We start from the raw sequence: 26,787 nt of genomic DNA, 5'->3' as shown, positions 1-26,787 counted from the left end.
GGTTTTCTCTAGCTTCTTGAAAATGCTGGCTTCTGCTTGGTTTTGAAGGCGTCAACGCCAGCCTTGAGGTCGCCGGTAAGCGCGATAAAGCCGCTGGCCAGCGCTTCGGCAGCGGCCGCACTTTCCTCGCCCTCGGCCACCGCGATCATCAGCTTGGCCGCTTCCGTTGCCAACGGGCCGCGCTCGGCGATCTTTTCCCCCCAGCTCTTGGCACCGTCGAACGCCTTGCCGGTTTCGGTCACCCGGTCCACCACGCCAAGGGCCTGCGCTTCGGGAGCGAGAAGTATATCACCACCCAAGGCCATGCGCCGCACCGTCTGCGCGCCGAAGCGGCGCACGGCGCGCTGCGTGCCGGACCAGCCGGGCACGACGCCGATCGAGGTTTCGGGGAAGCCCAATTTCACATGCGCCTCGGCGACCCGGAAATCGCAGGCGACCGCCAGTTCCAGCCCGCCGCCCAGCGCATGGCCGGACAGCACGGCGATGGTCGGTTGCCGCAGCCGCGCCAGCCGGTCGAAGACGCGGTGGCCGTAGCGCACCCATTGCACCTGGAAATCGGCAGCACTCATCGCGCCCCAGGCCTCGACATCGCCGCCGGCGCAAAAGCCCTTGCCTTCGCCGCGCAAGAGCACGACGCGGACGCCTTCGGCCAGCTCTGCCTCGTCGAGCGCGGCTTCGAGCGCGCGCAGCATCGGAATGTCCAGCGCGTTGAACTTTTCCGGGCGGCGCAGCGTGACGATGCCGATGGCGCCGTCCTTTTCGAATGTAACGAGGCGCTCAGCCATGCGCGCCTCCGAGCGAGGCGCCGCCATTGAGCGACAGGCCGATCGGCCCGTCCTGGTAGAGCGCCGCCGGCGTCACCTTGAGGTCGTTGGCGACACCGAGCGGCATCTCGGCCTGCGCCAGGACATCGCGCCCGAGGTCGATGCCCGGCGCCAGCTCGGTGACCATCAGGCCGTCGGGCGTCAGCTTCATCACGCAGCGCTCCGTGACATAGGTGATGTCCTGGCCCTGGGCGACGGCGCGCTTGCCGGAAAACGAGATGTGCTCGACCTCGTTGACCACCTTCTTGACCTTGCCCTCCTGGTCGATGCGGATGCCGCCATCGGCCAGCGAAAGCTTGGCACCGGCATTGAAGAAGCCGGAGAAGACGATCTTCTTCGCCCGCGCGGTAATGTCGACAAAGCCGCCGGCGCCGGCGGTGACATGCGGCCGCGCCGACAGTTTCGACACGTTGACCGAGCCGTGGCGGTCGATTTGCAGGAAAGACAGCAGCGAGGCGTCGAAACCGCCGGCCTGGAAATAGATGAACTGGTGCGGCGAGGGCATGATCGCCTCGGCGTTGGAGGCGCAGCCGAACTTGAAGTCGAGCAGCGGCACCCCGCCGACCGCGCCCTGCTCGATCACCCAGGTGACCTTGCCGTGCTGGCCTTCTTCCAGAAGGATGCGCGGCACATTGGCCGAGATGCCGAAGCCTATGTTGACGGCCATGCCGTCGCGCAATTCCATGGCGACGCGGCGCGCGATCACCTTCTGCACGTTCATCTCGGCGTTGCGGAAGGTCGACAGCGGCCGGAAGATCTCGCCCGAAATCGCCGGGTCGTAAGGCGTCAGCGTCGTCTGCAACTGGTCGGGCGCCACCACGATATGGTCGACCAGCACGCCCGGCACACGCACATCATGCGGCTTCAGCGTGCCGTTCTCGACGACGCGTTTGACCTGCGCGATGACGATGCCGCTATTGTTGCGGGCGGCGAGCGCCTGTTCGAGGCCGCCGAGATAGGCGCCTTCATGCTCATAGGTGAGGTTGCCGCGCTCGTCCGCCGTAGTGGCGCGGATGATCGAGATGTTGGGCACGATCGAGCGGAAATAGAGCCATTCCTCGCCGTCGAACTGCTGTACCGACACGATCGGCTCGCTGGCCGCGGCGTTCATGGCGCAGCCCTGATGGCGCGGGTCGGCAAAGGTGTCGAGACCGACCTTTGTCAGCACGCCCGGCCGTTTGGCGGCGGCCTCGCGGTGCATGTCGAACAGGATGCCGGATGGCACGTTGTAGGCGGCGACCGAATTGTCGCCGATCATCTTCCATATCTGCGGCGGCTCGGACGAGGAGGGGCCGGAAGGATAGGAACCGCATAGCGTGCGCTTCAAGAGGCCCGGCTTGGCCAGATGATCGATGCCCTTGATGCCGTACATGTCGCCGGCGGCGATCGGGTGCAGCGTGGTGATGTTCTTGGGGTGACCTTCGCCATCGAAGCGCTCGCCGATGGCGGCCAGCACCGCGTCCGGACAGCCAAGGCCGCTCGACGACGACACGGATACCGTCATGCCATCCTTGATCAGGCTGGCTGCCTGTGCCGCTGAAACGACCTTGCTCACTTCATGCTCCCGAGTTTCGGGTCGATCTTGACGGCCTTGCCGGAGCTGGCCGACTGCAACGCCGCCTCGGCTGATGCGAGCGACCAGATGCCGTCCTCGCCGGTGGCGGCAGGCTGGCCCTTGCCGAGGATCGCGGCATGGAACCGACGCACCGATCTGACGTAGAGATCCTCGCGGTCGAAGCTCAATTGCTCCTCACCCTTGGCTGTGCGCAACAGCACCGAGCCGTCCGGTTTCTGGGTCATCACATCGCTGGCGATCAGCGAGCCTTCCGAACCATGCACCTCGAAGCCGGTGCCGGCGAATTTGGTGGTGAAACCCTCATGCGACTGGGCGATGAGGCCCGACTTGAAGCGCCAGATGCACATGGCACCGTCTTCCAGACCGCCGGCGGCCATGCCGGCCGATTGCGTGAAGGCCGAGACCTCAACCGGATCGTCGCCAAGCACGAAGCGCAGCGTGTCGGCATCGTGGACTGTGATGTCGAGCACCACGCCGCCGCCGGCTTCCGGTTTGGTGATGCGCCAGCCCTGCAGGTTCTCCGGCAGATAGACGGAATGGAAGACGCGCGCGGCGATCGGCTTGCCGATGCGCCCCGATGCGATGGCGTCACGCATGGCGCGATGCGCGCCGGCGTTGCGCAGATGATGGTTGGTGCCGAGCACGATGCCGGCCGCCCTGGCCGCCGCGACCATTTTGCGCGCGTCGGCGCTGGTCAGCGCCAGTGGCTTCTCGCACAGCACATGCTTGCCCGCCGCGATGGCGGCAAGCGCCTGTTCGAGATGCAGTTCGTTGGTGGTCGAGATGTAGACGGCGTCGATGTCGGACTTCAGCAAGGCATCCAGCGTAGACACCGCGGCTGGAATGCCGTTTTCCCTGGCATAGGCCGCCGCGCGTTCCGGATTGGAACTCATCACCGCCGCGATCTCGCCGCCCTCTTGCGCGCGAATGGCGTTGATCATGAATTGCCTGGCGATCGTGCTGGCGCCGATCAGCCCCCATTTGACACTCACGCGGCGCCTCCCGTTCCCGTGGGCCTGTTTCGCGTGCGGAGATCCGGACCGCAGCTTTCCCTAACCACGAGATTGACCGCGCCGATATGGTCTTCGGCCCGCGTGGTGCGGGACTGGATCAGCTTGAGCATGACGTGGGCGGCGCGCTCGCCGAGGCCGGCTGTGTCCACCGCGACGCTGGTCAGCGCCGGCATGTAATGTTCGGCCTCGACCACGTCGTCGAAGCCGACGACGGCGAAATCCGGTCCCGGCTCAAGCCGACGCTTGCGCAATGCCAGCATCACGCCAAACGCGACGGCATCGTTGAAGCAGAGGGCGGCGGTCGGTGGCTCGGCCATTGTAAGGGCGGTCTCCAGGCAAGCGAGGCCGCCTCGGCGGTTTGTTTCGCCCTCGACGACCAATACGTCGCGGGCGGAGATGCCCAGCGTCTCGCAGGCCTCGCGAAAGCCGCCCAGCCGTTCCTGATAAACCACCAGATCCGAGGTGCCGCCGAAGAAGGCGAGCCGGCGATGTCCTTTGGCGATCAGATGGGCCGCGGCAAGATAGGCGCCGCGATGATTGTCGGGCGCGATAACAGGGATGCGGCTTTCAGGCAGGCGGCGCATGGCGAAGACCACCGGCACGCCCGCCAATTCCAGCCGCCGGAAAGCGCCTGGCGTGGTGCCGCGCGCCGGTGACACGATGAGACCGGCGACGCCCTGTTCCATCAGCGACTTCAGCACCTCTTCCTGGCGCACCGGATTCTCCGCCGTGTTGGCGATGAAGGGCACGATGCCGGCCGACTGGAAGACGCGTTCCATGCCGACCGCCAGCTCGGCGAAGAACGGGTTGGTGAGGTCGTTGATGACCATGCCGATGACATTGGAATGGGCCTTGCGCAGATTGGCGGCGCCGCGGTTGTAGACGTAGCCGACATCCTCGATCGCCTTGCGCACCTTGACCGCGGTTTCAGGCCGGATCAGCCCGCTGCCCTGGAGCACGAGCGATACCGTCGATTTGGACACGCCCGCCTCGCGGGCAATGTCGAATATCGTGGCCTTGGCCCGGCTGGCCATCTCGATGCGTCCTCCCAGCTTTTCTCACTCAAATCTATTGGAACGTTCTAATCACTGGTTCAATCTTGAGTCAATCGCGAATTTTTCTCAGCCGCAAAAACTGATTGTGCGTACTCAAATAGCACGGCCGGTAAGGCCTTCCGTGTTGCAACGCAGCATTTGCCGCCAGATTCGCTCCGAATCTTAAAGGTTCTTGATTTATTGGAACGTTCCATTTAATAGGCACGGCGAAGGGAGAGGTCGATGGATATTGTCTTGCCTGGCGAAGGTGGCTGCGGCGCCCGTTACGCGCTTGTCGGACAGCCGGTGCAGCCGGCGGTCGGCGCGCGGTTCTCGCGCATCGCCTATGCCGCCGCGCATGTCGTTGCCGACCCCCTCGAAATGACCGATCCATGGTCGCGGCCGGCGGTCGACTGGGACAGGACGATGGCATTCCGCCATCATTTGTGGCGGCTCGGCTTCCGCATTGCCGAGGCAATGGACACGTCGCAGCGCGGCATGGGTTTCGACTGGGCCAATGCGAAGGAATTGATCCGCCGCTCGATCGCCGAGGCGCGCGCTGTCGAGGGCGCCGATCTTGCCTCCGGTGCTGGAACCGACCAGCTGGCGCCGACTGCTGCCAGGACGCTCGACGAGGTGATCGCTGCCTATGACGAGCAATTCGCTTTCATCGAAGGACAGGGCGGCAAGGCGATCATGATGGCCAGCCGTGCCTTGGCGGCCGTCGCGAAGGGTCCGGACGATTATGCGCGCGTCTATGACCGCATCTTGAGCCAGGCCTCCGGCAAGGTCATCCTGCACTGGCTGGGGGATATGTTCGACCCGGCCTTGAAGGGCTACTGGGGCAGCGGCGATTTCGAGACCGCGCTCGATACGGTGGTCGCCATCATCGAACGCCACGCAGACAAGGTCGAAGGCATAAAGATATCGCTGCTCGATGCCGGCAAGGAGGTCGCGTTGCGCAACCGGCTGCCGGACGCCGTCGTGATGTTCACCGGCGACGACTTCAACTACCCCGAACTGATCGCCGGCGACGGCAACAGGCATTCGCACGCGCTGCTTGGCATTTTCGACGCCATCGCGCCTGTCGCCAATGCCGCGCTGGCAAGGCTCGCCGAGGGCGACCGCGCCAGCTATGACGCGCTGATGGCGCCGACCGTGCCGCTGTCGCGAAAAATCTTCGAGGCGCCGACCGAATATTACAAGGCCGGCATCGTCTTCATGGCCTGGCTGAACGGCCACCAGGATCATTTCACCATGGTCGGCGGCATGCAGTCGGCGCGCGGTATCCGCCATTATGCCGAAATCTTTCGCCTTGCCGACCAGGCAGGCCTGCTGGCCGACCCTGACCTTGCCGCATCGCGGATGAAGAACCTGTGTGCCGTCGCAGGCATCTGACGATGGTTCGCGCAGAGATCCGAATCTTCTTTTGAACCAATTTCTCCCGGGACGCGACCGCCATCAGGCGTGCCGAGGCTCAGGCCATCCTTCACCGATCCAAAGGTTTTCGCGGCTTCGGCATCGCTGCCAGGCCAGGTCGGGAGCCACCATCCGGCGAATGGATCAGGGTGACGCATTTCGCCAGCGGCAGGACGAGTTGGTTCGATGTCCAATATTGACGTTGAAGCGGCACCAATATAGCTGATAGTTTATTTGTAGGTTGCGGGGGCGACAATGAAATGCTTGGTGATTAATCTTGACCGATCAGTTGATCGGCTGACCTCGGCTACAGCTCAGTTTTCTCGTATTGGGATTGATTTCGAGCGCGTCGCCGGTATCGACGCAATGAACGGGGCTCCGTTTACCGCGCCGCCGCTGACCGAAACCGAAATCTGTTGCTTTCTCAGTCACCGCCGCTGCTGGAAAACCATCGCGGATGGTCCCGACAAGTATGGCGCGGTATTCGAGGACGATGTTGTTTTCAGCCAGGACGCTGGTGGCGTTTTGGCTGATGACTCCTGGGTCCCGCCAGATGCCGATATCATCAAGCTGGAAACATTCCTCAGCCGAGTAAGACTCGGGAGCCGGCACATCCCCGTCAAAAACGGATACTCAGCAAGGCGGCTTCTCGGGCAACACTTAGGTTCGTGCGGCTACGTGATTTCCAAAAGTGCCGCCTATGGCCTGCTCAGAAATACGGAACGCTTTAGGGCAGCAGTCGACGTCGCCCTTTTCAGCCCAAATCAGATGACGGCCGCGCGCAACACGGTCTACCAATTGATGCCGGCTCTCTGCGCGCAAGCGGCCGTCGTTGGCATCGAGGGACCTTTGAGCTTGATCCAACTTGCTCCCAGACCCCATGTAAACAAGCGAATGGCCGACAGAATCCATTCAGAGGCGACGCGCATTTTCTGGTACTTGCGTAACAGGAATTTCTTATCGACAGAGAAAGTTGACGCTGTGCGGCTAGGCGGCCCCTCGGTTTATCCCAAATAAAAACGGTAGCTCACGCGGCATGTCGGCCAAGACGCCCGACAAATCGGCCTATGGGCCAAGATCCGTCGTCCACCCGGGCGGCGGATTTTGCTTTTCCCCTAAAAAGCAAACATCATCCGTTTCTGCGCCAAACGGAGGAGGGTGTCAGCTAAGTAGTTGAAAGGATGGTGGGCGTGACAGGGATTGAACCTGTGACCCCTGCAATGTCAATGCAGTGCTCTCCCGCTGAGCTACACGCCCATCCGACGTCGCGCATACACCATTTTTGGTCCGGCGCGTCAATAGCGAGAAAAAGGAAAGAAGGCGTCGTCTCGCCGCACCGGCAAACAGGTGCCGATGCCTCAGCTGAAGGCGGCTCAGGCCGCCTGCAGCATCTTCTCGACCTCGTTGACGAGATCGCGCAGGTGGAAGGGCTTCGACAGCACCTTGGCGTCTTTCGGCGCCTTGGAATCCGGGTTCAGCGCAACGGCGGCGAAACCGGTGATAAACATGACCTTGAGGTCGGGATCGATCTCGGTGGCGCGACGCGCCAGTTCGATACCGTCCATCTCCGGCATGACGATGTCGGTCAACAGCAGCGAGAACGGCTCCTCGCGCAGCCGCTCATAGGCGCTGGCGCCATTGTCGAAATCGCTGACCTGGTAGCCGGCGCGTTCCAGCGCCTTGACGAGGAAACGGCGCATATCGTCGTCGTCTTCCGCCAGAAGAATGCGTGCCATGATATCCCGTCCGAATCACCCGCCCGAGACTGCCGCCCAGGCAGCCCGTTAACCATCCTGTATATGAGGCGGTGACGGTAAACATCAAGTGAATACGGCGAAGCGTTATCCGCATTCGGCAGCGCGATGCGGACGGCGAAATGCTGGACATGCGGCCGGCAAGGTGGCACTTTCATACGATGATGCATCGGTGTTTTCGGGTTCGTGCAAATTGAAGACGGCAGCCGAGGATTTTTCGGTCGTTCAACCCTTCGAAATCCGATCGGGCGTCGAACAGCGCGTCCCCTTCCTGTTCAACTCACCGCATAGCGGCCGCTACTATCCGGAACGCTTCCTCGCCATGGCGAGGCTCGACCGCAACGCCATCCGCCGTTCGGAAGATTGCTACGTCGATGAGCTGTTCGGCGGCGCCGTGGCGCTTGGCGCGCCGATGCTGGCGGCGAATTTCCCGCGCGCCTATCTCGACGTCAACCGCGAGCCGTGGGAACTCGACCCGCGCATGTTCGCCGAGCCGGTGCCGTCCTTCTGCAACATCCGTTCGGCGCGGGTGGCCGGTGGACTTGGCACCGTGCCCAAGCTGGTGGGTGAAGGGCTCGACATCTATTCCGGTCGCCTGCCGCTCGCCGAAGCCGTCGCCCGCATCGAGGCCGTCTACAAGCCCTATCATGAAACGCTGAAGCGGCTTTTGACCAGAACCCATGCCCGCTTCGGCTTTGCAGTGCTGATCGACTGCCATTCGATGCCGGCAAGCATCCGCGTCGGCGACAGCGGCCTGCGGCCGGACTTCATCATCGGCGATCGTTTCGGCATCTCGGCCACCGCCGCCCTGACCGAGACGGCGATCGGCCTCTTGACCGCGATGGGCTATACGGTCGCCCACAACAAGCCGTATGCCGGCGGCTTCATCACGGAACATTATGGCCGCCCGGCGCGCCATCTGCATGCCCTGCAGATCGAGGTCAATCGCGGGCTCTACATGAATGAGCGGACGTTCGAGAAAGTCGCTGGCTTCGACGCGCTAGCCGACGATCTGACGCGATTTTCAGCGGATCTGATGGCGATGCCCGACCATCACTTCATCGACCTGCCGCTGGCCGCGGAGTGAAATAGCCGGCCCGAGGTGCAGGTGTAAAAAAAGACCGCATCGTTTGCACGATACGGTCGAAGTCTAGGGAGGAAACGCCCAAGGAGGGCATGGACAGGAAACCCTGTCCGAGGCTGAGGGTATTGTGCGGTGCACAAATGTCAAGCGATGTTCAGCCTTTTTTAATTCAGAGTGATGTGGAAATTGCCTTTCGATGACGCGGATGTGACATTTGGGCAACAAGTGTCGCCGCGAATAAATCGATAAACAGGCTTGTTTTGGCGGGAAAGTGTCGGCAGAGCCCGATTGGGCACTGGGCAATGCGGGAGAATCAATTGGACATCAGCATCGATTTCATGCGCCGCATCGCGCAGGCGGCAGCGGCCGAGACCTTGCCGCGCTTTCGCGCCCAGGGTGCCGTCGCAAACAAGGAAAAGGGCAGTTTCGACCCGGTCACGGAAGCCGACCGTGAGACCGAACGCGCCATCCGCGCACTGATATCGGCGCAGTATCCCGACCATGGCATTCTCGGCGAGGAGCATGGCAGCGAAAACACCTCCAGCCGGCATGTCTGGGTGATCGACCCGATCGACGGCACGCGCGCCTTCATTTCCGGCCTGCCAGTGTGGGGGACACTGGTCGGATTGACGGTCGACGGCGACGCGGTCGCCGGCATGATGGCGCAGCCTTTCACAGGCGAGCTGTTCTACGCCAACGCCTCGGGGTCGCACTATGAGGGGCCGGGCGGTCCGCGCAAGCTTGCGACCCGCAAGACGACAAGGCTCGATGAGGCGACGCTGTTCACCACCACGCCAGCGCTGTTCCAGGGCGAGGCGCGCACGCGCTATGACGCGTTCGAGAAACAGGTCCAACTCGCCCGCTACGGCGCCGATTGCTATGCCTTCGCGATGATCGCCTCGGGGAGCGTCGACATCGTCGCCGATCCCGGCCTGAAACCCTACGACATCGTGGCGCTGATCCCAATCATCGAGAAGGCGGGCGGCGTCGTCACCACCTTCGATGGCGGACCGGCGGAAAAGGGCGGCGATGTGCTGGCGGCGGCGACGCCGGAGCTTCACGCGGCGGCCATGGCTGCCCTGCGCGGCTGATATCTCCGGGCTTTCTTTGAAACAGTTGCTTCAGCGCGACCTGATCGAGCGCTGGAATGCCGCCGGCGTGCGTCCGTAGACCTGTCTGAACGACGCGCTGAAATGGCTGTGGCTTGAAAAGCCGAGGTCCATGCCGAGCGTGGTCAGATTGTCGTAGCGGCCGAGCAGGTCGAGCGCGCGCGCCAGCCGCAGGCGCAGATGATAGCGATAGAGCGGCATCGCCTCGACCTGCTGGAATATTTGCGTCAGATAGACCGGCGAGACTCCGACCTCGGCGGCAATCTCGGCCAGCCTCCAGCGCCGCGACAGATCCGACGCCAGCACCAGCTTGGCGCGGTCGACCAGTTTTTGCCGTCCGGCGCTGGCGCCCGCGACATGCGAGGTGCGCTCGCCGAGCGAGCGCCGCGCCAGCGTTAGCGCCAGCGTCTCGGCCTCCAGCGTTTCGGCGACATTGCAGCTCAGGCTGTGGCGCAGCAGCGCCACCAAGGCTTGCGCGCGCGGATCGATGCGCCGGTGCTGGCGGCGAAACGCCAGGACGCCACTGGCGCGCAACTGCTCCTTCGGCGCCAGTTCCCGCAATTGGCCTTCCTCGATGACGAGGTCGAGGCAGGCGTCGCCGCCCTCGATGGGATGGCTGACTTGGTAAGCTTCCGCCTCATTGAAGAACAGAAGCTGATTGGCTTCCGCGACCGCATCATTGCGGCCGACATGGCGCACGAAGACGCCGCGATAGGGGAACACCAGATGCGTGGCAGACGTGCACTCCTCATCGCTCCTGTGACGGCATTCGCCGCTGCAGACGACATCCCGCACCCTGACGGTGCCGGTGTCCAGAAGGAGCTGAACCGTGAATTGCGACATGGCCGTTGCGTTTTCCCTCGCGCCGGAATGATTCCGGCATTGCGATGGGCACTCTATCCAAACGGCTTGCCCAATCCTGTCAGGAGGCTTCTCGACGGACGCTTCTCAGTCCCACGAGCGACGCCTGAATTCCGAATAGGCTTCGCCGCGTGACAGACCGATGTCCTTGAGCTGTTCGTCGGTCATTTCCAGCAAGGCAAGCCGGCTTCGGCGCTTCTCCATCTGGCGGCTGATCCATCTCGCCGCCGCGATGCACTGGGCGTGCAAGGCCCGCAGGCTGGTTTCGGCGCGGGCTGGCGGCACTGGCGGCTGGCCAGCCAGGCGGTGTGCCGCCGCGTGATCGGTGCGCATGGCTCAATCCTCGCTCACGCCGGCCGCCGAGACGCCGGCTTCGTTCAGCGCCGTCGCGCATTCCTCGCAGCAGACCTCGACGGTCTTGCCGCCGACCTTGACGCGGATCGGGTCGGCGTCCAACTGGCAATCGCAGGCGGCGCAGGTTTTCTCGGTCATGATCTCATCTCCATGGCGTTCAATTCGACGCGTTGAGATGAGCATTTCGGCGCGAGCGCCGGCTGTCAGAATCTTTAGCGGTTTGCGCGCCGCGGGGAGCGGCCGGCCGATCATCCTGACAACGGTGTGTCAGCTATGCCGGCCTGTGAAAGGACCGCGGTGCCGGTCAGGCCGTCGGATCGTCCGAGCCGGGGATGAAGGCGTCGAAGGCGGCAAGGAATTGTTCGCGGTAGAGATCGACCTCCTGCAGGATTTCGTGCTTGGAGCCGTCGATCATCAGCAGCGAGCCGAGCCTCAGGCTTCTGGCGTAGGCTTCCACCGCCCTGGTCGACACGACCTGGTCGGCGCCGGCGGCGATGATCAGCAGAGGCACCTGAATCCGGGCCATGAAGTCGGGGTCGCTGATGGCTTCCGACGCCTTCGCCGCCGCCTGCAGCCAGCGTATCGTCGGACCGCCAAGCGCCATTCGCGGATACTCTTCGTAGATGCGCGTGTTGCGGCGGTAGCGCCGGGGATCCGACGTTACCTTGTTGGCTGGGAAAGGCAGCGTGTGTCTGGGCCGTGGACCCCAGGCGGCATAGAGCCGGCCCAGCCCCAAAGCGCAGAAAACCGAACAGATACGGCGGACCGTCGTGATCGAGACCGGCAGGTCGGGCAGGGTCAGGAACGGTGCGATCAGCACCATGCGGCGCACGCGGTTCACCATGGACGGCGCGGCAAGCAGCGCGATCACGGCCCCGGCTGAATGGGCGAGGATGTAATACGGCCCGCGGCAATCGGGCAGCACAATCTCCTCGAAAAACTGCTCCAGATCGGCCGTGTAGTCGCGGAAGGACCTGACATAGCCGCGCTGGCGATCGCGGATCAGCCGGTCGGAATCTCCCTGGCCGCGCCAATCGAGGGTGGCGACGCCAAAGCCGCGGGCGGCAAGGTCGCGAATGGTTTCGAAATATTTCTCGATGCACTCATTGCGGCCGGACAGCAGCACCACGGTGCCCCGTATCGGGCGCGCGGCCGCCGGGAACAGGCCATAGCGGATCTTCTTGCGGTCGCGCGTGATGAAAAAGCCACCGGTGGCGTTTTCCGGTCGCGGATTGCCCTCGGTTTCGTGGAAAAGCGGCGTGTCGTGGAGAAGGTCCGTCATGCGGCGCTTTGTGCTCGGCGTCTTCAGGTGCCAGCCTGTCGCGGCTGGCCTCGTCAAGGTGATAGACGCCAATGCATTAAAAGCAAAGCAAATCCGGGTCGTGCCGGGATCGCAATGGGAAGGCCGGAAGCCGCCCGAGGGCGTGCTTCCGGCCTCTGTCGATCCGGGAGGAAGGGACGTTAACACCCGGTTCGGCCTCGTTGCGGCATCCCTGTAATATCCGGTGCCGCCAATCCTTGATGTTGACCTCACTCTAGCGGCGGCTGTCTGAACAGGCGCCGAAGCGCCGGTTCATCTGCCGTTCATCAAGGGGCAGGCCATTCAGTTTTTGCAGCCGGAGGAAATCTTGAAATGCATTCGAGCGCTCCCCAAATGTTGAATGCGGTCGCCAATGTCGGGGCCGCTGGTCCTGCCGAAACGCCGCTTACGGGTTTCGCACCGGCCATACGCAAACCATGTTGCTCAACAGGAGAACACATCATGCGTCACGTTGATTTTTCCCCGCTTTACCGTTCGACCGTCGGCTTCGACCGTCTCTTCACCATGCTGGATTCGCTTGCGCAGCCCGATGGCGCGCAGACCTATCCGCCCTACAATATCGAGCGCACCGGTGAGGATTCCTACCGGATCTCCATGGCGGTTGCCGGCTTTTCGGACGAGGAAATCTCGATCGAAGCTCACCGCAACGTGCTGACCGTCAAGGGTGAGCGCAAGGACGAAGGTGACGGTGAAGGCGCCGAATTGCTCTATCGCGGCATTGCCTCCAGGGCCTTCGAGCGCCGCTTCCAGCTTGCCGACCACGTTGAAGTCGTCGGCGCCACGCTGAAGAACGGCCTGCTCTTCGTCGACCTCAAACGCAACATTCCCGAGGAACTGAAGCCGCGCAAGATCGCGATCACCTCGGCTTCGGCCAAGGCCAAGCAGATCGAGGCCAAGACCGCTGCGTAATGTAGCCCAGGAATAGAAGCGTCTCCTCCCGAGACGAAAGCGGCGCCGAAAGGCGCCGCTTTTTTGTTGTTCGGGGGCCGATTATCCGGCGATCAATTGGCCAAAGCGGTCGACTTCCTCGGCTGACGTCGCGAAGCTGGTGACGAAGCGGTAGAGCAGTTCCTCCTCGCCGATATGGCCGTCAAAGCCATGCGGCTTGTGCCAATCATAGAAGACGGCGCCCGCCGCCTGCAGTCTCTCGGCCTCGGTCTTCTTGATCACGGCGAACACCTCGTTGGCTTGCGGCAGCCAGGCCAGCTTCGCGTGGGCCGAATCCTCGATCGCCGCCGCGAGGCGGGCGGCCATGGCGTTGGCGTGGCGCGCTGTGTCGAGCCACAGGCCGTCCTTGAAATAGGCTTCGAACTGCGCCGCGACGAAGCGCGACTTCGAAAACAGTTGGGCGGCGCGCTTGCGCAGAAAGGCCAATTCCCTAGCGCGGTCGAGGTCGAACAGCACGATCGCCTCGGCGCACCAGCAACCATTCTTGGTGCCGCCGAAGGACAGGATGTCGACGCCGCGCTTCCAGGTCATTTCGGCCGGCGTCGTGTCGAGCGCGACCAGCGCATTGGCAAAGCGGGCGCCATCCATGTGCAGCGGCACGGAATGCCGTTTTGCGATGGCCGAAATCGTCTCGATCTCGTTCAGGCCGTAGATGGTGCCGACCTCGGTCGACTGGGTGATCGAAACCGCCATTGGCCGTCCCCAGTGGACGATTTCGGGCGCGAAGCGGCCAATGGTCCGCTCCAGATTGTGCGCGTCGATCTTGCCCAGTGCGCCGCCGACGGCGTGCAAGCGCGCGCCGCCGGAAAAATGCTCCGGCGCGCCGCATTCGTCCTCGATGGCATGCGATTCGCGGTGCGCGAAGGAAATGCCGCCGGGCTTGTTGAAGGTGGTCAGCGACAGCGCGTTGGCGGCGGTGCCGGTCGCCACGAAGAACACCGCGACCTCGCGTTCGAAAATCTCATTGAAGCGCTGGTAGACCGCCCGGTCGAGCGCGCCGTCGCCATAGGCGGTGGCAAAGCCGCCGGCCGCGGCCGACAGGCCGGCAACGATATTGGGATGGGCGCCTGCCCAATTGTCGGAAGCGAAGAACATGCATCTGCCTATGTCTGGGGAAGATCGGGGAAAATCAGCGCGGAGTTGAACGGTTCCACGCGCCAACCGCAAGGGCCAAGTGCCGGAAAACCGTTAAAGCCAGTCATGCCGACAAGGCAGGGATCGGCGACTGAAGCTTACGTTTTCTCTCAACTTCACGTAATTTTATGTCGCGGAAGGCTCAAGTTTTTTGTGAATCGGTCTTGTGTGCGTCGGGGAATTCTGCCATAAAAATTTAGGACAGTAGTGCTGTCTTATTTTGTCGCACAAAACAGGCTGGATTGGCGTAACATATTGGCCTCTCCGGCTGTTGCTGCGAGCGACAGGTGGACGGCCAGACTCTGGCCTGTACGATACCAGACGCGAACCATGTGGAAAGCCGCCTGGTTCGGCAAGGATTTCGCAAGACGTGCCGCAAGGATCAGGGTGAGCCAAGCGCTTGCCGAGGCAAACCAGCGCCTGAAGGGCTGGAACGGAGGACAGGACAATGACGGACATGACGCTCTCTGCGACGAACGGCCAGGCCGCGCAGACGAAAGCGGCTGCCGTCAAAAATACCTCTCGAACCGACATTGACCGAACCGATATCGGCCGAACCGGTTTTGCCCCTCGGGGCCTCTACGATCCGCGCAACGAGCATGACGCCTGCGGCGTCGGTTTCATCGTCAACATGAAGGGCGTGAAGTCGCATCAGATCGTCAAGGACGGGCTTGCCGTGCTCGAAAACCTGACGCATCGCGGCGCTGTCGGCGCCGACCCGCTGGTCGGCGACGGCGCCGGCGTGCTGGTGCAGCTTCCCGACCAGTTCTTCCGTGAGGAGATGGCGGCCCAGGGCATCGAACTGCCGCCTTCGGGCCAATATGGCGTCGGACACTGGTTCATGCCGCAGGACGCGGCGCTGCGCGCCCATATCGAGGACATCATCGCCGAATCGGCACAGTCCGAAGGACTGCCGCTCATCGGCTTCCGCGACGTGCCCGTCGACAATTCGTCGCTGTCGAAGGCGCCCGATATCGTCGCGTCCGAGCCGTTCCATCGCCAGGTCTTCATCGGCCGCACGGCCGATATTCCAGATGACGAGGAATACGAGGCCCGGCTTTATCTGCTGCGCAAGGTCATTTCGGGCCGCATCTATGCCGAGAACGACAACAAGGACATCGGCGCCTATTGCGTGTCGCTGTCGGCGCGCACCATCGTCTACAAGGGCATGTTCCTGGCCTATCAGGTCGGCGCCTATTACAAGGATCTCAAGGACCCGCGCTTCGAGACCGCGCTGATCCTCGTCCACCAGCGTTTCTCGACCAACACCTTCCCGTCATGGAAGCTGGCGCATCCCTACCGCATGGTCGCGCACAATGGCGAGATCAACACGGTGCGCGGCAACAACAACTGGATGGCGGCGCGCCAGGCCTCGGTCGATTCCGAGCTGTTCGGCAACAACATCTCGAAGCTGTGGCCGATCTCCTATGACGGCCAGTCCGACACGGCGTGCTTCGACAATGCGCTCGAATTCCTGTTCCAGGGCGGCTACAGCCTCAGCCACGCCATGATGATGCTGATCCCGGAAGCCTGGGCCGGCAACAAGCTCATGGATGCCGATCGCAAGGCTTTCTACGAATACCACGCCGCCCTGATGGAGCCGTGGGACGGGCCGGCGGCGGTCGCCTTCACCGATGGCCGCCAGATCGGCGCCACCCTCGACCGCAACGGCCTGCGCCCTGCACGCTACATCGTCACCGACGATGACCGCGTCATCATGGCTTCCGAAGCCGGCGTGCTGCCGGTAGCGGAGGAGAAGATCGTCCAGAAGTGGCGGCTGCAGCCCGGCCGCATGCTGTTGATCGACCTTGCCAAGGGACGCATCGTGCCCGACGAGGAGATCAAGTCGGAGATCGCCACCAGGCACCCTTACAAGACCTGGCTCGCCAACACGCAGCTCATCCTGGAAGACCTGAAGCCGGTCGAACCGCGCGCGCTGCGCAAGGATGTCAGCCTGCTCGATCGCCAGCAGGCGTTCGGCTACACCCAGGAAGACACCAAGCTGTTGATGTCGCCAATGGCGACCACCGGCCAGGAAGCCGTTGGTTCGATGGGCACCGACACGCCGATCTCGGCGATGTCGGACAAGTCGAAGTTGCTCTACACCTATTTCAAGCAGAACTTCGCCCAGGTCACCAACCCGCCGATCGACCCGATCCGCGAGGAGCTGGTGATGAGCCTGGTGTCCTTCATCGGGCCGCGGCCGAACATCTTCGACCTGGTCGGCAATTCGCGCCGCAAGCGGCTCGAAGTGCGCCAGCCCATCCTGACCAATGGCGATCTGGAGAAGATCCGTTCCATCGGCCACACCGAGGACCGTTTCGACACCAAGACCATCGACATCACCTATGGCTCGAATGAGGGCGCTGCCGGCATGCAGGGCGCCATCGACCGCCTGTGCGAACGCGCCGAGGCGGCGGTCGCCGGCGGCTACAACATCATCATCCTGTCCGACCGTCAGCTCGGCCCGGACCGTATCGCCATCCCGGCGCTGCTGGCGACGGCGGCGGTGCACCATCACCTGATCCGCAAGGGGCTGCGTACTTCCGTCGGCCTGGTCGTCGAATCCGGCGAGCCGCGCGAAGTGCACCATTTCTGCTGCCTTGCCGGCTACGGCGCCGAAGCGATCAACCCTTATCTCGCCTTCGATACGTTGCTCGACATGCACAAGCGCGGCGAGCTGCCGGAAGAGGTCGACGCCTACGAGGTCGTGTCGCGCTATATCAAGTCGATCGGCAAAGGCATCCTCAAGGTGATGTCCAAGATGGGCATCTCGACCTACCAGTCCTATTGCGGCGCGCAGATCTTCGACGCCATCGGGCTGAAGTCCGATTTCGTCGAGAAGTATTTCACCGGCACGGCGACGCTGATCGAAGGCGTCGGGCTGGATGAGGTCGCGGGCGAAACCGTCAGCCGCCACACGGACGGTTTCGGCAACGATCCGGTGCTGCGCAACAGCCTCGAGGTCGGCGGCGAATATCTCTTCCGCATGCGCGGCGAGGCGCATATGTGGTCGCCCGACGCGGTCGCCACCCTGCAGCACGCCGTGCGCCAGGGCTCGTGGGAGACCTTCAAGGAATATTCCGCGCAGATCGACAGCGAGACCGCCCGCGCGCAGACCATACGTGGCCTGTTCAAGATCAGGCTGGCTGAAGAGACCGGCCGCAAGAAGGTCGCGCTCGACGACGTCATGCCGGCGGCCGAGATCGTCAAACGCTTCTCGACCGGGGCGATGTCGTTCGGTTCGATCTCCAGGGAAGCGCACACCACTTTGGCGCGCGCCATGAACCAGATCGGCGGCAAGTCGAACACCGGCGAGGGCGGCGAAGAGGCCGACCGCTATTTGCCGCTGCCCGGCGGCGGCAAGAACCCGGAACGCTCGGCGATCAAGCAGGTCGCCTCCGGGCGGTTCGGCGTGACGGCCGAATATCTGGTCAATTCCGATGTCATGCAGATCAAGGTGGCGCAGGGCGCCAAGCCCGGCGAGGGCGGCCAGCTGCCCGGCCACAAGGTCGACGCGACCATCGCCAAGGTCCGGCATTCGACGCCGGGCGTCGGCCTGATCTCGCCGCCGCCGCATCACGACATCTATTCGATCGAGGATCTGGCGCAGCTGATCTACGATCTGAAGAACGTCAACCCGGCGGCCGACGTGTCGGTCAAGCTGGTGTCGGAAGTCGGTGTCGGCACGGTCGCGGCCGGCGTCGCCAAGGCGCGCGCCGACCACATCACCATCTCGGGCTATGATGGCGGCACCGGCGCCTCGCCGCTGACCTCGCTCAAGCATGCCGGCAGCCCGTGGGAGATGGGCCTGGCCGAGACGCATCAGACGCTGGTGCTGAACGGCTTGCGCAGCAGAGTGGCGCTGCAGGTCGACGGCGGCTTGCGCACCGGGCGCGACGTCATCATCGGCGCGCTGCTCGGCGCCGACGAGTTCGGCTTCTCGACCGCGCCGCTGATCGCGGCCGGCTGCATCATGATGCGCAAGTGCCACCTGAACACTTGTCCGGTTGGTGTCGCCACCCAGGACCCGGTGCTGCGCAAGCGCTTCAAGGGCACGCCCGAGCATGTCATCAACTTCTTCTTCTACGTGGCGGAAGAGGTGAGGGCGCTGCTGGCCGAGATGGGCTACACCCATATCGACCAGATCATCGGCGACAGCGATCTTCTGGAAAAGCGCGACGTGATCCAGCACTGGAAGGCGCGCGGCCTCGATTTCTCGAAGATGTTCTACAAGCCCGATGCGCCGCACGAAGCGGTGCACTGGACCGAGCGGCAGAAGCACCCGATCGACGACGTCCTCGACCGCAAGCTGATCGAGCTGGCCAAGCCGGCACTGGAGGCCAAGCAACCGGTCAAGATCGAGGTCGATATCCGCAATGTCGACCGTTCCACCGGCGCAATGCTGTCGGGCGAAGTCGCCAAGCGCTTCAAGCACAAGGGGCTGCGCGAGGACACGATCCAGGTGAGACTGACCGGCACAGCCGGCCAGTCCTTCGGCGCCTTCCTGGCGCGCGGCGTCTCGTTCGAACTCGTCGGCGCCGGCAACGACTATGTCGGCAAGGGCCTGTCGGGCGGGCGCATCGTCATCCGGCCGCCGGAAGAGGCCAGGATCGTGGCGGCGGACTCCATCATCGTCGGCAACACGGTGCTTTATGGCGCGACCGAGGGTGAAGCCTATTTCGCCGGTGTCGCCGGCGAGCGTTTCGCGGTGCGCAATTCGGGCGTCGCAGCCGTCGTTGAAGGCGTCGGCGACCATGGCTGCGAATACATGACCGGCGGTGTCGTCGTCGTCATCGGCAAGACCGGCCGCAACTTCGCCGCCGGCATGTCGGGCGGCGTCGCCTATGTGCTGGACGAGGCAGGCGATTTCTCCGAGCGCTGCAACATGGCGATGGTCGAACTGGAGCCGGTGCCGGAAGAAGACGACCTGATGGAAAGGCTGCTGCACCATGGCGGCGACCTCGACCACAAGGGTCGCGTCGACGTGTCCGGCGACATGACCAGCCATGACGAGGAACGCCTCTACCAGCTGATCTCGAACCATGTGCACTATACGGGTTCGGTGCGCGGCCGCGAGGTCCTCGACGACTGGGCGACGTTCCGGCCGAAATTCCGCAAGATCATGCCGGTCGAATACCGCCGCGCGCTGATCGAGATGGAACGCATGCGCATGGGCGTCGCGGCCGAATAGATTTGTGAGAATTGCCGGGGAGCCCAGGCTTCCCGGCCCCCTTCATCGACAGTTTGACCTCGGGCGCAAGGTTGCCATGGCTGCCTCAAGAGGTTAACGGGTGCGGCGAAAACCGCACCATCTGGACAGCAGGAACTGGACTATGGGCAAGGTAACAGGCTTTCTCGAAATCGACCGGCAGGTGCACAAGTACCAGCCGGCCTCCGATCGCATCCGGCACTTCCGCGAGTTCACGCTGCCGATGTCGGATAAGGAGGTCGAGAAACAGGCCGCGCGCTGCATGGATTGCGGCATCCCGTTCTGTCACGGGCCGACGGGCTGTCCGATCCACAACCAGATCCCGGACTGGAACGACCTCGTCTACAACAGGGACTGGGACAACGCGATCCGCAACCTGCATTCGACCAACAATTTCCCGGAGTTCACCGGCCGCATCTGCCCCGCCCCTTGCGAGGAAGCCTGCACGCTGAACCTCGAGGACATTCCGGTCGCCATCAAGACGGTCGAACAGGCGATCGCCGACAAGGCTTACGAGACCGGCCATATCAGGCCCTATCCGCCGGAAAGGAAGACCGGCAAGCGGGTCGCCATCATCGGCTCCGGCCCCGCCGGCATGGCCGCCGCGCAGCAGCTCGGCCGCGCCGGCCACGACGTCCATGTCTATGAGCGCGAGAGCCGCCCGGGCGGGCTGATGCGCTACGGCATTCCCGACTTCAAGATCGAGAAGCACTATATCGACCGGCGCATCGAACAGATGCAGGGCGAGGGCGTGACCTTCCATTGCGGCGTCAATGTCGGTGTCGACAAGCCCGTCGCCGAACTGCTCGCCGAACATGATGCGGTGCTCTATTGCGGCGGCTCGGAAACGCCGCGTGCGGCCAACATTCCGGGCGACGATCTCGGCGGTGTGCATGATGCCATGCCCTATCTGGTGCAGCAGAACCGCCGCGTCGGCGGCGAGCCGATCCAGTCGGTGGCGTGGCCGTCGCACCCGATCATCGCCGGCGGGCAGCATGTCGTCGTCGTCGGCGGCGGCGATACCGCCTCCGACTGCGTCGGCACCGCCTTCCGCCAGGGCGCGGTGCGCGTCACCCAGCTCGACATCCGCCCGCAGCCGCCCGAGAAGGAAGACAAGCTCGCGGTCTGGCCCTACTGGGCGACCAAGATGCGCACCTCGTCCTCGCAAGCCGAGGGTGCGGAGCGCGAATTCCAGGTGGCGACGCTCGAATTCATCGGCGAGGACGGCCAACTGACCGGCGTCAAATGCTGCGAGGTCGACGACAAGCGCAAGCCGATCGCCGGCACCGAATTCGTCATCCGCGCCGATCTCGCCTTCATCGCCATTGGCTTTGCCGGACCGGCGATGGTGGGCGTGGCGAAGGAACTCGAGGGCGAGATGAAGATCGTCACCGACAGCCGCCGCTCGCGGAATGTCGAGGCCAATGATCGCGACTACAAGACCAGCGTCGACCGGCTCTATGCGGCGGGCGACGTGCGCCGTGGCCAGTCGCTGGTCGTCTGGGCGATCCGCGAAGGACGCCAGGCGGCGCGCTCGATCGATGAAGCGCTGATGGGGACGAGCGTATTGCCCCGCTGAGTTGCGGGACGATCTCAAGAGTCCTGCGTGACTAAGGGGTGATCGCCGTCGTCGTGTCTGTCGCCGCGGCTGTCGCTGGCGGCTCTGCCTTCGGCGGCCAGGAGAAATCGTCGGCGCGGCCGGGCGCGGCCTCCGGCGCCTTGCCTTCGATCACCAGTCGCTCCCCGGGAAGAGCCGGATTGGCGTTTGCCGGCGGGGCGGCGCCGAGCAGCTCGGTGCCGCCGTCGAGCGCCGGGTCGCTGAGCAGCATGGGTGCGGTGCGGTCGATGACAATGGGTGCCGCGGCCGGCGCCGGTGCCTCGACGGGCGCGCCGGCCGGTGCCGTCGCCGGGGCCACGCTGCCGGGCGCGGCGAGGCCCAGGATCTTGGCCAGCGGCTTTTCGGTGTAGAAGGCGAGCTTGCGCTTGCCGGCCTTGGAGACGTTGATGCCGTCATCGGCCCGCAGCCGCACCGGCTGGCCGTTCATGTCGGGGCCGTTGGTGACGAAGGCGCCGTTCTCGTCGACGAAACCATCCCAGACATCGACGAATTCGCCGCCATGGTTTTCGGCGGCCTGATGGTAAATGTCGTTGAAGGCCAGCATGTCGGAGGTCATCTTCGGCACCCGGAAGGCCGGCATGCCGACCCACAGGAAAGGCACCTTGGCGGTGGCAATGGCCTTGCCGAGTTCGTCGGTGCGGCGCTCGTATTCCTTGGTCCAGTTCTCGGACCGGGGCTGCTCGCGCACGTCCCCCACCTTCATCTGCTGGCGGTCGTTGGAGCCCAGCATGACGACCACCGCGGCCGGTTTCTCGGTCTCGATCAGCGATTTGATCTGTTCGGGCCAGTTGTAGAAATCATCGCGCACGAAGCCCGACGAGCCATTGCTGCGCACGACGATCCTGACGCTTGGATTGTCGGCGAAGGCGGTGTCCAGGCCCTCGGCAAGACCTGTCGCCATGAAGTCGCCGACCACCAGCACGGTGCGGGCGTCCGGCGCCTTTTCGACCACGGGGGTTTCAGGCTCCGCGGGCGGACGCGGGGCGCGCTTTTTCGCCTTGGCCTTCGGTCTTGCCTTCTGGATGTCGAGCGGCGGCTCGACCCGCTCGCTGCGGCGCGGAAACAGAAGGTCACGCAACGACCATCCACGATCTTGCTGCGGCTGCTCCTGCGCCATGGCCGGCACATGGAAGGCGCCGGCGGCGCCGATCGCCAACAAGATGATCGCCAGAAAAAGGATCGGCGTGCGACGAGCAAGGATCGCGATACGCGCGGCCGAAACCAATCACTCCTCCATCCCCTTGCGCCTGGTCCGGCAAACCGGAGCCGGTTTTGCGGCCGGGCGCAAGTTCAAAGTGCCATGGCGCCTGGATATGCGCGCCCAAAATACGCGCGGCGCCGTGGCCGGCTCTATTTTTGCCTGAGCCATTTGAGCACTTCCATGCTCGGGTAGCCGTCCTGGCTCAAGCCGACCTTTGCCTGATAGGCCATGATGGCGGTCTTGGAGCCGTCACCGATCTTGCCGTCGAACTTGCCGTCGTAAAGCCCGTGCTGCGAAAGCCGCTTCTGCAGCTCCTGCCGTTCCTCGAAGGTGAGCTTGGTGAAGGGCCGCTTCCAGTCCTGGACAAGGCCGTTGCCACCGGCGATCTCGTCGGCAAGAAGGCCAACGGCCAGGGCATATTTGTCGGCGTTGTTGTAGGCCTTGATGACCGAGAAATTCCGGATCATCAGGAAGGCTGGCCCGCCACGGCCGTCAGGCACTTTCAGCGTCGCCTTGTCGGTGAGGTTCTTGAACGGCTTGCCGCTGGCCCTGACGACGCCAAGCGCCTGCCATTGCGCCAGCGACTTCGCTCCGCCCGGCAGCTTGCCGGCCGGTATGGTGACTTCGTAACCCCAGGTCTTGCCGGCCTGCCAGCCATTCTTCTTCAACAGATTGGCTGATGTCGCCAGCGCATCGGGGATGGAATTCCAGATGTCGCGCTTGCCGTTGCCGTCCATGTCGACGGCATAGTGCTGGTAGCTGGTGGGGATGAACTGGGTCTGGCCCATGGCGCCGGCCCAGGAGCCCATCAGATGGCTTTCATCGATGTCGCCGGTCTGCAGGATCTTCAGGGCTGCGACCAGCTGGGTGCCGGCATATTTCGACCGCTTCGGATCGCCATAGCCCAGCGTCGCCAGCGACCGGATGACGTTGCGCATGATGTCGTCGCGCTTGAGGATCTCGCCATAGTTAGATTCCATCGACCAGATGGCGAGCAGAATGTAGCGGTCGACGCCGAACCGCGCCTCGATCCTGTCCAGCCACGGCTTCCACTTCTTCGCCATCTGCTGCCCGACGGCGACGGACTGGTCGTGGACGCGGTTGTCGAAATAGTCCCAGGCGGGTGCCGTGAATTCGGGCTGTGTGCGTGCCTTCTCCAGCACCACCGGATCAGGCTCCTTGATGTCCCGGAAAGCCTGGTCGTAGACAGCGCCGGAAACGCCGCCGGCCACGGCGGTGGCGCGGAAGCCGGCGACCCATTGGCGGAAACCGGCGTCGGCGAAAGCGGGTCCGGCAGGCATCAACAGAGCGAGCGAGAGGCTGGCGGCCGTCATGACGCTGGTGAAACGTTTTGCGGCATTGCGAACGGACATGTTTTCCTCCTTCTCTGTCTCAGGAAAGACCATTCATCGCCGAACCGGGTTAGGAATTAGTTTACCATAGGTGTCTCCTGGAACGAAAAGACACCTCGATGCTTTAACCGGTGGAAATTTCCCTCACCCGCTCCCACTAATCTTCAATTCCGGCGTGAAAATGTCGCGGGACAGGGATTGCGAAGCCGGCCAGCAAACGGATAATTGAAAGCATGAAGAGAGTTCGCAAGGCAGTTTTCCCGGTCGCCGGTCTCGGCACGCGGTTCCTCCCGGCCACCAAGGCTGTTCCCAAGGAAATGCTGACAGTCGTCGACCGGCCGGTCATCCAGTATGTGGTGGACGAGGCGCGCGAGGCGGGCATCGAGCATTTCATCTTCGTGACCGGCCGCAACAAGGCGGTCATCGAGGACCATTTCGATATCCAGTTCGAGCTCTATGACACGCTCGCCCAGCGCGGCAAGGACGAGCAGCTTGCCCGCCTGCAGCGGTTGCAGCCGGCGCCGGGGCAGACCAGCTTCACGCGCCAGCAGGTGCCGATGGGACTCGGCCATGCCGTCTGGTGCGCGCGCGAACTGGTCGGCGACGAGCCGTTCGCGCTGCTCTTGCCCGACATGATCATGCAGTCGGAAAAGAGCTGCATGAAATCGATGGTCGAGCTCTACGAGGAAACCGGCAACAACATCATTGCCGTGCAGGAATGCGATCCGGCGGAGGCTCACAAATACGGCATTGTCGGCCGTGGCGAGGATACGCATCACGGCTTCCGCATCACCGAGATGGTGGAGAAGCCGAAGACAGGCACGGCGCCGTCCAATCTCTACATCAATGGCCGCTACATCCTGCAGCCCGAGATATTCAACATCCTCGAGGACCAGGAAAAGGGCGCCGGCAACGAAATCCAGCTCACCGATGCGATGCTGAAGCTGGAAAAGCAGCAGGCCTTCTACGGCTACCACTATCAGGGCCGCACCTTCGACTGCGGATCGCCGGAGGGTTTTGTCGAGGCCAATGTCGCCTTCGCGCTGTGGCGCAGCGATATGAAGGAGAACATGGCCGGCGTCATCCGCACGCTTCTCGACGAGATGACGCCATCGGATCGGCGAGTCGCGGTATCTTAACTGGATGGGTCATGCCAGCGCGAGCGGCTGACCGCCCCTGCGCAGGCGTGTTTCAGCGCTGCACCTTCAGGCCGAGGTAGATGCTGTTGGCGGTGTAGTCGCGGCCGGGCAGGTTGCTGGTCAGCTTTTCGGTTCTGACCCGGCCGGTGAGGCCGGCATAGCGGTTCAGCCACCAGGTCAGCCCGGTCTCGGCGCTCAGGATCCTGTCATGGCCCTCGATGCCGACATAGTCGCGCCAGTCGAGCCCCAGAGCCGCATTCGCGGTAAGGTTGGCACGGATCTGCCGTTCGGCCGTCAAGCGGCCGGAATAGAGGATATCGCCGCTTTCACCCGCCGTCGTGGTGGTCTCGACGGTGGTCTTGCCGGTCAGGCCGATCGTGGTTCCGCGTTCCGGCGACCATTTGAGATCGGCGTTGACGGTGGCGCCCGAAATCGCCTCCAGGCTCTTGTCGTCGATCGCTTCCCTCAGCCAGCCGGCGGAGAACTCGCCGAAGAGCTTCTCGCCCATATCGAGTTGCAGACCGGCGCGGGCGCCGAGCCGGGTCGAGGACCGCTCGAAGCCTTCATTGTCGATGCGTTGATCGTAGGCCCGGCGGCCGACCTCGATTTCGCTGAACGGGGTGAGGACCGGGGAGATTTCGTAGCCGGTGCGCAGGGTCGCCGTGTAGAGCGTGTTGTCCTGATCCTTCTGTGACAGCGTGGTGCCGTCCGAAAGCTCGGCGTCGCCGTAGAAGTCGTGCGAGACCGCGCCGGTCAACGTGTACTGCATCTTGCCGACGGCCTTTTCGACGCCAAGGCTGCCGTCGATGGTCTGCCGCAGCGGCTGGGTGCTGACGCCGGCAATGGCGTTGGGCGAGGACGCCGTTTCAGGCACGGCCTCATAGCCGAGCTTGGCTATGGCGCGCAGCTCGTTGTCGAGGTCGATATTGAGCTGGCCTTCGATGCGGCCCTGCGCATCGTGAACCCGGTAGCCCGACACCGTCTCGCGGAACAGGCCGTAGCCGTCGATGGTGGCGGCGTTTTCGCGCCAGTCGGAGACGGCGGTAAAGCGCAACGCCGTCTCCGACAGCAGCGCCGAGGTGCCGGCACTGCTCGAATCGCCGTTCGTGGTGGCGGTCATGCCCTGTTCGATCGACGGGCGGATGACGAAGGAACCCCATTTGACGCCGGTGGGCTGGAACGGATCCTCCTCGGCCTTCTTGTTCTGGCCTTCGATGGCGGCGGTGCGTTCGGCGCCGGGGTCGAGCTTCTGCCTGTCGGCGCTGTCGACGGTGAGGGCACGGCGGTTGGCCGCTTCCTGGTCCGCGCCGTCGGCATCGTCGGTCGCGGCTTGAGTGGCGTCCGTGGTCGCAGTGGTCGCCTTCTTCTTTTTCTTCGACTTGCCGGTCGCCTTGGGGTCCGCCTTGGTCTTGTCCTGGTCCGCCGCGTTCTGGCCGGCGCTCGACGGACGGCGACGAGGCTTGGGCGGCGTCGGATTGTCGGTAGCCGTGTCGTCGGTCGCCTGCGGCGGATCGAAAATGCTGCCGGTGGCGGCATCGGTGTTCGTGTCGTCAGGGACAGCGCCGGCACTGGCCGGCAAATAGGTGCGCGGCGGCGCATCGTCCTGCGCAGAGTTGGCCGACTGCTGCTGGCGCTGGGTGGCAAGGGCGAGCTGCTTTGCCTTGCGCTGCTGGTCGGACAGGATCGCCGATTCGGACACCTCGCCGCGCAGCTCGGTTTCCTGGGCATGAAGCTGCCCCGGGCGCAACAAGGCAAACATGCTGGTCGCCAGCAACAAGGCGCAGACCGCCTTGCCCTGTCGTCCTCTTGATTTCTCTGGCTGGGCCCCGGACAT

General features: G+C 63.7%; 22 protein-coding genes and 1 tRNA gene. 9 read left to right on the top strand and 14 right to left on the bottom strand.

The genetic code is table 11. The features are described 5' to 3' along the window. Positions 1 to 8: 8 nt before the first annotated feature. From CK228_RS04180 to CK228_RS04165, 4 genes are read right to left on the bottom strand one after another with little or no spacing between them, the layout of a single operon-like run. Positions 9 to 785: an enoyl-CoA hydratase/isomerase family protein gene (locus CK228_RS04180; RefSeq protein ID WP_095772729.1), complete on the bottom strand. Its 777-nt coding sequence runs from the start codon at positions 783 to 785 to the stop codon at positions 9 to 11. Next, positions 778 to 2,379, bottom strand: coding sequence for an acyl CoA:acetate/3-ketoacid CoA transferase (locus tag CK228_RS04175; protein ID WP_095787003.1), 1,602 nt, complete (start codon positions 2,377 to 2,379; stop codon positions 778 to 780). The genes CK228_RS04180 and CK228_RS04175 overlap by 8 nt, the downstream gene beginning before the upstream one ends. Next, positions 2,376 to 3,392 (bottom strand): Gfo/Idh/MocA family oxidoreductase, encoded by a 1,017-nt coding sequence (locus CK228_RS04170; protein WP_095787002.1) that lies wholly within the window; start codon positions 3,390 to 3,392, stop codon positions 2,376 to 2,378. The genes CK228_RS04175 and CK228_RS04170 overlap by 4 nt, the downstream gene beginning before the upstream one ends. After that, complete coding sequence (locus CK228_RS04165) at positions 3,389 to 4,447, bottom strand: LacI family DNA-binding transcriptional regulator (RefSeq protein ID WP_095772588.1); 1,059 nt, start codon at positions 4,445 to 4,447, stop codon at positions 3,389 to 3,391. Before CK228_RS04165 ends, CK228_RS04170 begins: the two co-directional genes overlap by 4 nt. Positions 4,448 to 4,690: 243 nt before the next feature. Between CK228_RS04165 and CK228_RS04160 the strand changes: the two genes are divergently transcribed. Together CK228_RS04160 and CK228_RS04155 are read left to right on the top strand one after the other, a co-directional pair. After that, positions 4,691 to 5,845, top strand: a complete 1,155-nt coding sequence (locus CK228_RS04160) for a dihydrodipicolinate synthase family protein (protein ID WP_095787001.1) — start codon at positions 4,691 to 4,693, stop codon at positions 5,843 to 5,845. A 288-nt stretch (positions 5,846 to 6,133) separates the two neighbouring features. Further along, positions 6,134 to 6,883, top strand: coding sequence for a glycosyltransferase family 25 protein (locus CK228_RS04155; RefSeq protein ID WP_179295807.1), 750 nt, complete (start codon positions 6,134 to 6,136; stop codon positions 6,881 to 6,883). A 165-nt stretch (positions 6,884 to 7,048) separates the two neighbouring features. On the opposite strand, the gene CK228_RS04150 is transcribed toward CK228_RS04155, so the two are convergent. Next, positions 7,049 to 7,123, bottom strand: a tRNA-Val gene (locus CK228_RS04150). Positions 7,124 to 7,239: 116 nt separating this feature from the next. Next, entirely contained in the window at positions 7,240 to 7,602 is a 363-nt protein-coding gene (locus CK228_RS04145) for a response regulator (RefSeq protein WP_006199474.1), read from the bottom strand. A gap of 163 nt (positions 7,603 to 7,765) precedes the next feature. On the opposite strand from CK228_RS04145, the gene CK228_RS04140 reads away from it, so the two are divergent. Both CK228_RS04140 and hisN read left to right on the top strand, forming a co-directional pair. Then, positions 7,766 to 8,707 carry an N-formylglutamate amidohydrolase gene (locus tag CK228_RS04140; RefSeq protein ID WP_095786999.1) on the top strand — a complete coding sequence of 314 codons (942 nt, stop codon included), beginning with the start codon at positions 7,766 to 7,768 and terminating at the stop codon, positions 8,705 to 8,707. A gap of 314 nt (positions 8,708 to 9,021) precedes the next feature. Continuing rightward, complete coding sequence (hisN, locus tag CK228_RS04135; protein ID WP_095787135.1) at positions 9,022 to 9,795, top strand: histidinol-phosphatase; 774 nt, start codon at positions 9,022 to 9,024, stop codon at positions 9,793 to 9,795. A gap of 30 nt (positions 9,796 to 9,825) precedes the next feature. Here the strand turns inward: hisN and CK228_RS04130 are convergent, their stop codons facing one another. The 4 genes from CK228_RS04130 to CK228_RS04115 all read right to left on the bottom strand — a co-directional run bounded on the left by CK228_RS04130 (position 9,826) and on the right by CK228_RS04115 (position 12,310). Beyond that, positions 9,826 to 10,656, bottom strand: a complete 831-nt coding sequence (locus CK228_RS04130) for a helix-turn-helix domain-containing protein (protein ID WP_095786998.1) — start codon at positions 10,654 to 10,656, stop codon at positions 9,826 to 9,828. A 105-nt stretch (positions 10,657 to 10,761) separates the two neighbouring features. Beyond that, on the bottom strand, positions 10,762 to 11,007 hold the full coding sequence (locus tag CK228_RS04125) for a DUF1127 domain-containing protein (protein ID WP_095786997.1): 246 nt from the start codon (positions 11,005 to 11,007) through the stop codon (positions 10,762 to 10,764). A 3-nt stretch (positions 11,008 to 11,010) separates the two neighbouring features. Beyond that, positions 11,011 to 11,166, bottom strand: a complete 156-nt coding sequence (locus CK228_RS35180; protein WP_179295806.1) for a hypothetical protein — start codon at positions 11,164 to 11,166, stop codon at positions 11,011 to 11,013. Between the two features lie 166 nt (positions 11,167 to 11,332). Next, a complete protein-coding gene (locus CK228_RS04115; protein WP_095787134.1) occupies positions 11,333 to 12,310 on the bottom strand; it encodes an alpha/beta hydrolase in 978 nt (325 codons plus the stop codon). Positions 12,311 to 12,790: 480 nt separating this feature from the next. On the opposite strand from CK228_RS04115, the gene CK228_RS04110 reads away from it, so the two are divergent. Then, complete coding sequence (locus tag CK228_RS04110; RefSeq protein WP_095772596.1) at positions 12,791 to 13,258, top strand: Hsp20 family protein; 468 nt, start codon at positions 12,791 to 12,793, stop codon at positions 13,256 to 13,258. A gap of 81 nt (positions 13,259 to 13,339) precedes the next feature. Here CK228_RS04110 and CK228_RS04105 read toward each other — a convergent pair whose 3' ends face one another. Further along, positions 13,340 to 14,392 carry a low specificity L-threonine aldolase gene (locus tag CK228_RS04105; RefSeq protein WP_095786995.1) on the bottom strand — a complete coding sequence of 351 codons (1,053 nt, stop codon included), beginning with the start codon at positions 14,390 to 14,392 and terminating at the stop codon, positions 13,340 to 13,342. A 487-nt stretch (positions 14,393 to 14,879) separates the two neighbouring features. Here CK228_RS04105 and gltB point away from each other — a divergent pair, with 487 nt between their 5' ends. Both gltB and CK228_RS04095 read left to right on the top strand, forming a co-directional pair. After that, positions 14,880 to 19,625: a glutamate synthase large subunit gene (gene gltB, locus CK228_RS04100; RefSeq protein WP_095786994.1), complete on the top strand. Its 4,746-nt coding sequence runs from the start codon at positions 14,880 to 14,882 to the stop codon at positions 19,623 to 19,625. A gap of 142 nt (positions 19,626 to 19,767) precedes the next feature. Then, on the top strand, positions 19,768 to 21,222 hold the full coding sequence (locus CK228_RS04095) for a glutamate synthase subunit beta (protein WP_095786993.1): 1,455 nt from the start codon (positions 19,768 to 19,770) through the stop codon (positions 21,220 to 21,222). A gap of 31 nt (positions 21,223 to 21,253) precedes the next feature. On the opposite strand, the gene CK228_RS04090 is transcribed toward CK228_RS04095, so the two are convergent. Beyond that, entirely contained in the window at positions 21,254 to 22,486 is a 1,233-nt protein-coding gene (locus CK228_RS04090; protein ID WP_095786992.1) for a DUF459 domain-containing protein, read from the bottom strand. Between CK228_RS04090 and CK228_RS35175 the strand changes: the two genes are divergently transcribed. Further along, a complete protein-coding gene (locus CK228_RS35175) occupies positions 22,422 to 22,625 on the top strand; it encodes a hypothetical protein (RefSeq protein ID WP_179295797.1) in 204 nt (67 codons plus the stop codon). The genes CK228_RS04090 and CK228_RS35175 overlap by 65 nt on opposite strands. Here the strand turns inward: CK228_RS35175 and CK228_RS04085 are convergent. Continuing rightward, positions 22,612 to 23,835, bottom strand: a complete 1,224-nt coding sequence (locus CK228_RS04085; protein WP_095787133.1) for a lytic murein transglycosylase — start codon at positions 23,833 to 23,835, stop codon at positions 22,612 to 22,614. The genes CK228_RS35175 and CK228_RS04085 overlap by 14 nt on opposite strands. A 203-nt stretch (positions 23,836 to 24,038) precedes the next feature. Here CK228_RS04085 and galU point away from each other — a divergent pair, with 203 nt between their 5' ends. Next, the gene (gene galU, locus CK228_RS04080; protein ID WP_179295816.1) at positions 24,039 to 24,953 is read left to right on the top strand and encodes a UTP--glucose-1-phosphate uridylyltransferase GalU; all 915 of its coding nucleotides are present in this window, start codon (positions 24,039 to 24,041) and stop codon (positions 24,951 to 24,953) included. 52 nt (positions 24,954 to 25,005) lie between these two features. On the opposite strand, the gene CK228_RS04075 is transcribed toward galU, so the two are convergent. Next, positions 25,006 to 26,787: an outer membrane beta-barrel protein gene (locus CK228_RS04075; RefSeq protein ID WP_179295805.1), complete on the bottom strand. Its 1,782-nt coding sequence runs from the start codon at positions 26,785 to 26,787 to the stop codon at positions 25,006 to 25,008.

The sequence above is a fragment of the Mesorhizobium sp. WSM4312 genome, assembly GCF_002294875.1.
GTDB lineage: Bacteria > Pseudomonadota > Alphaproteobacteria > Rhizobiales > Rhizobiaceae > Mesorhizobium.
The sequence above is the reverse complement of the archived record's forward strand: the minus strand, read 5'-3'. Positions and strand labels throughout refer to the sequence as shown.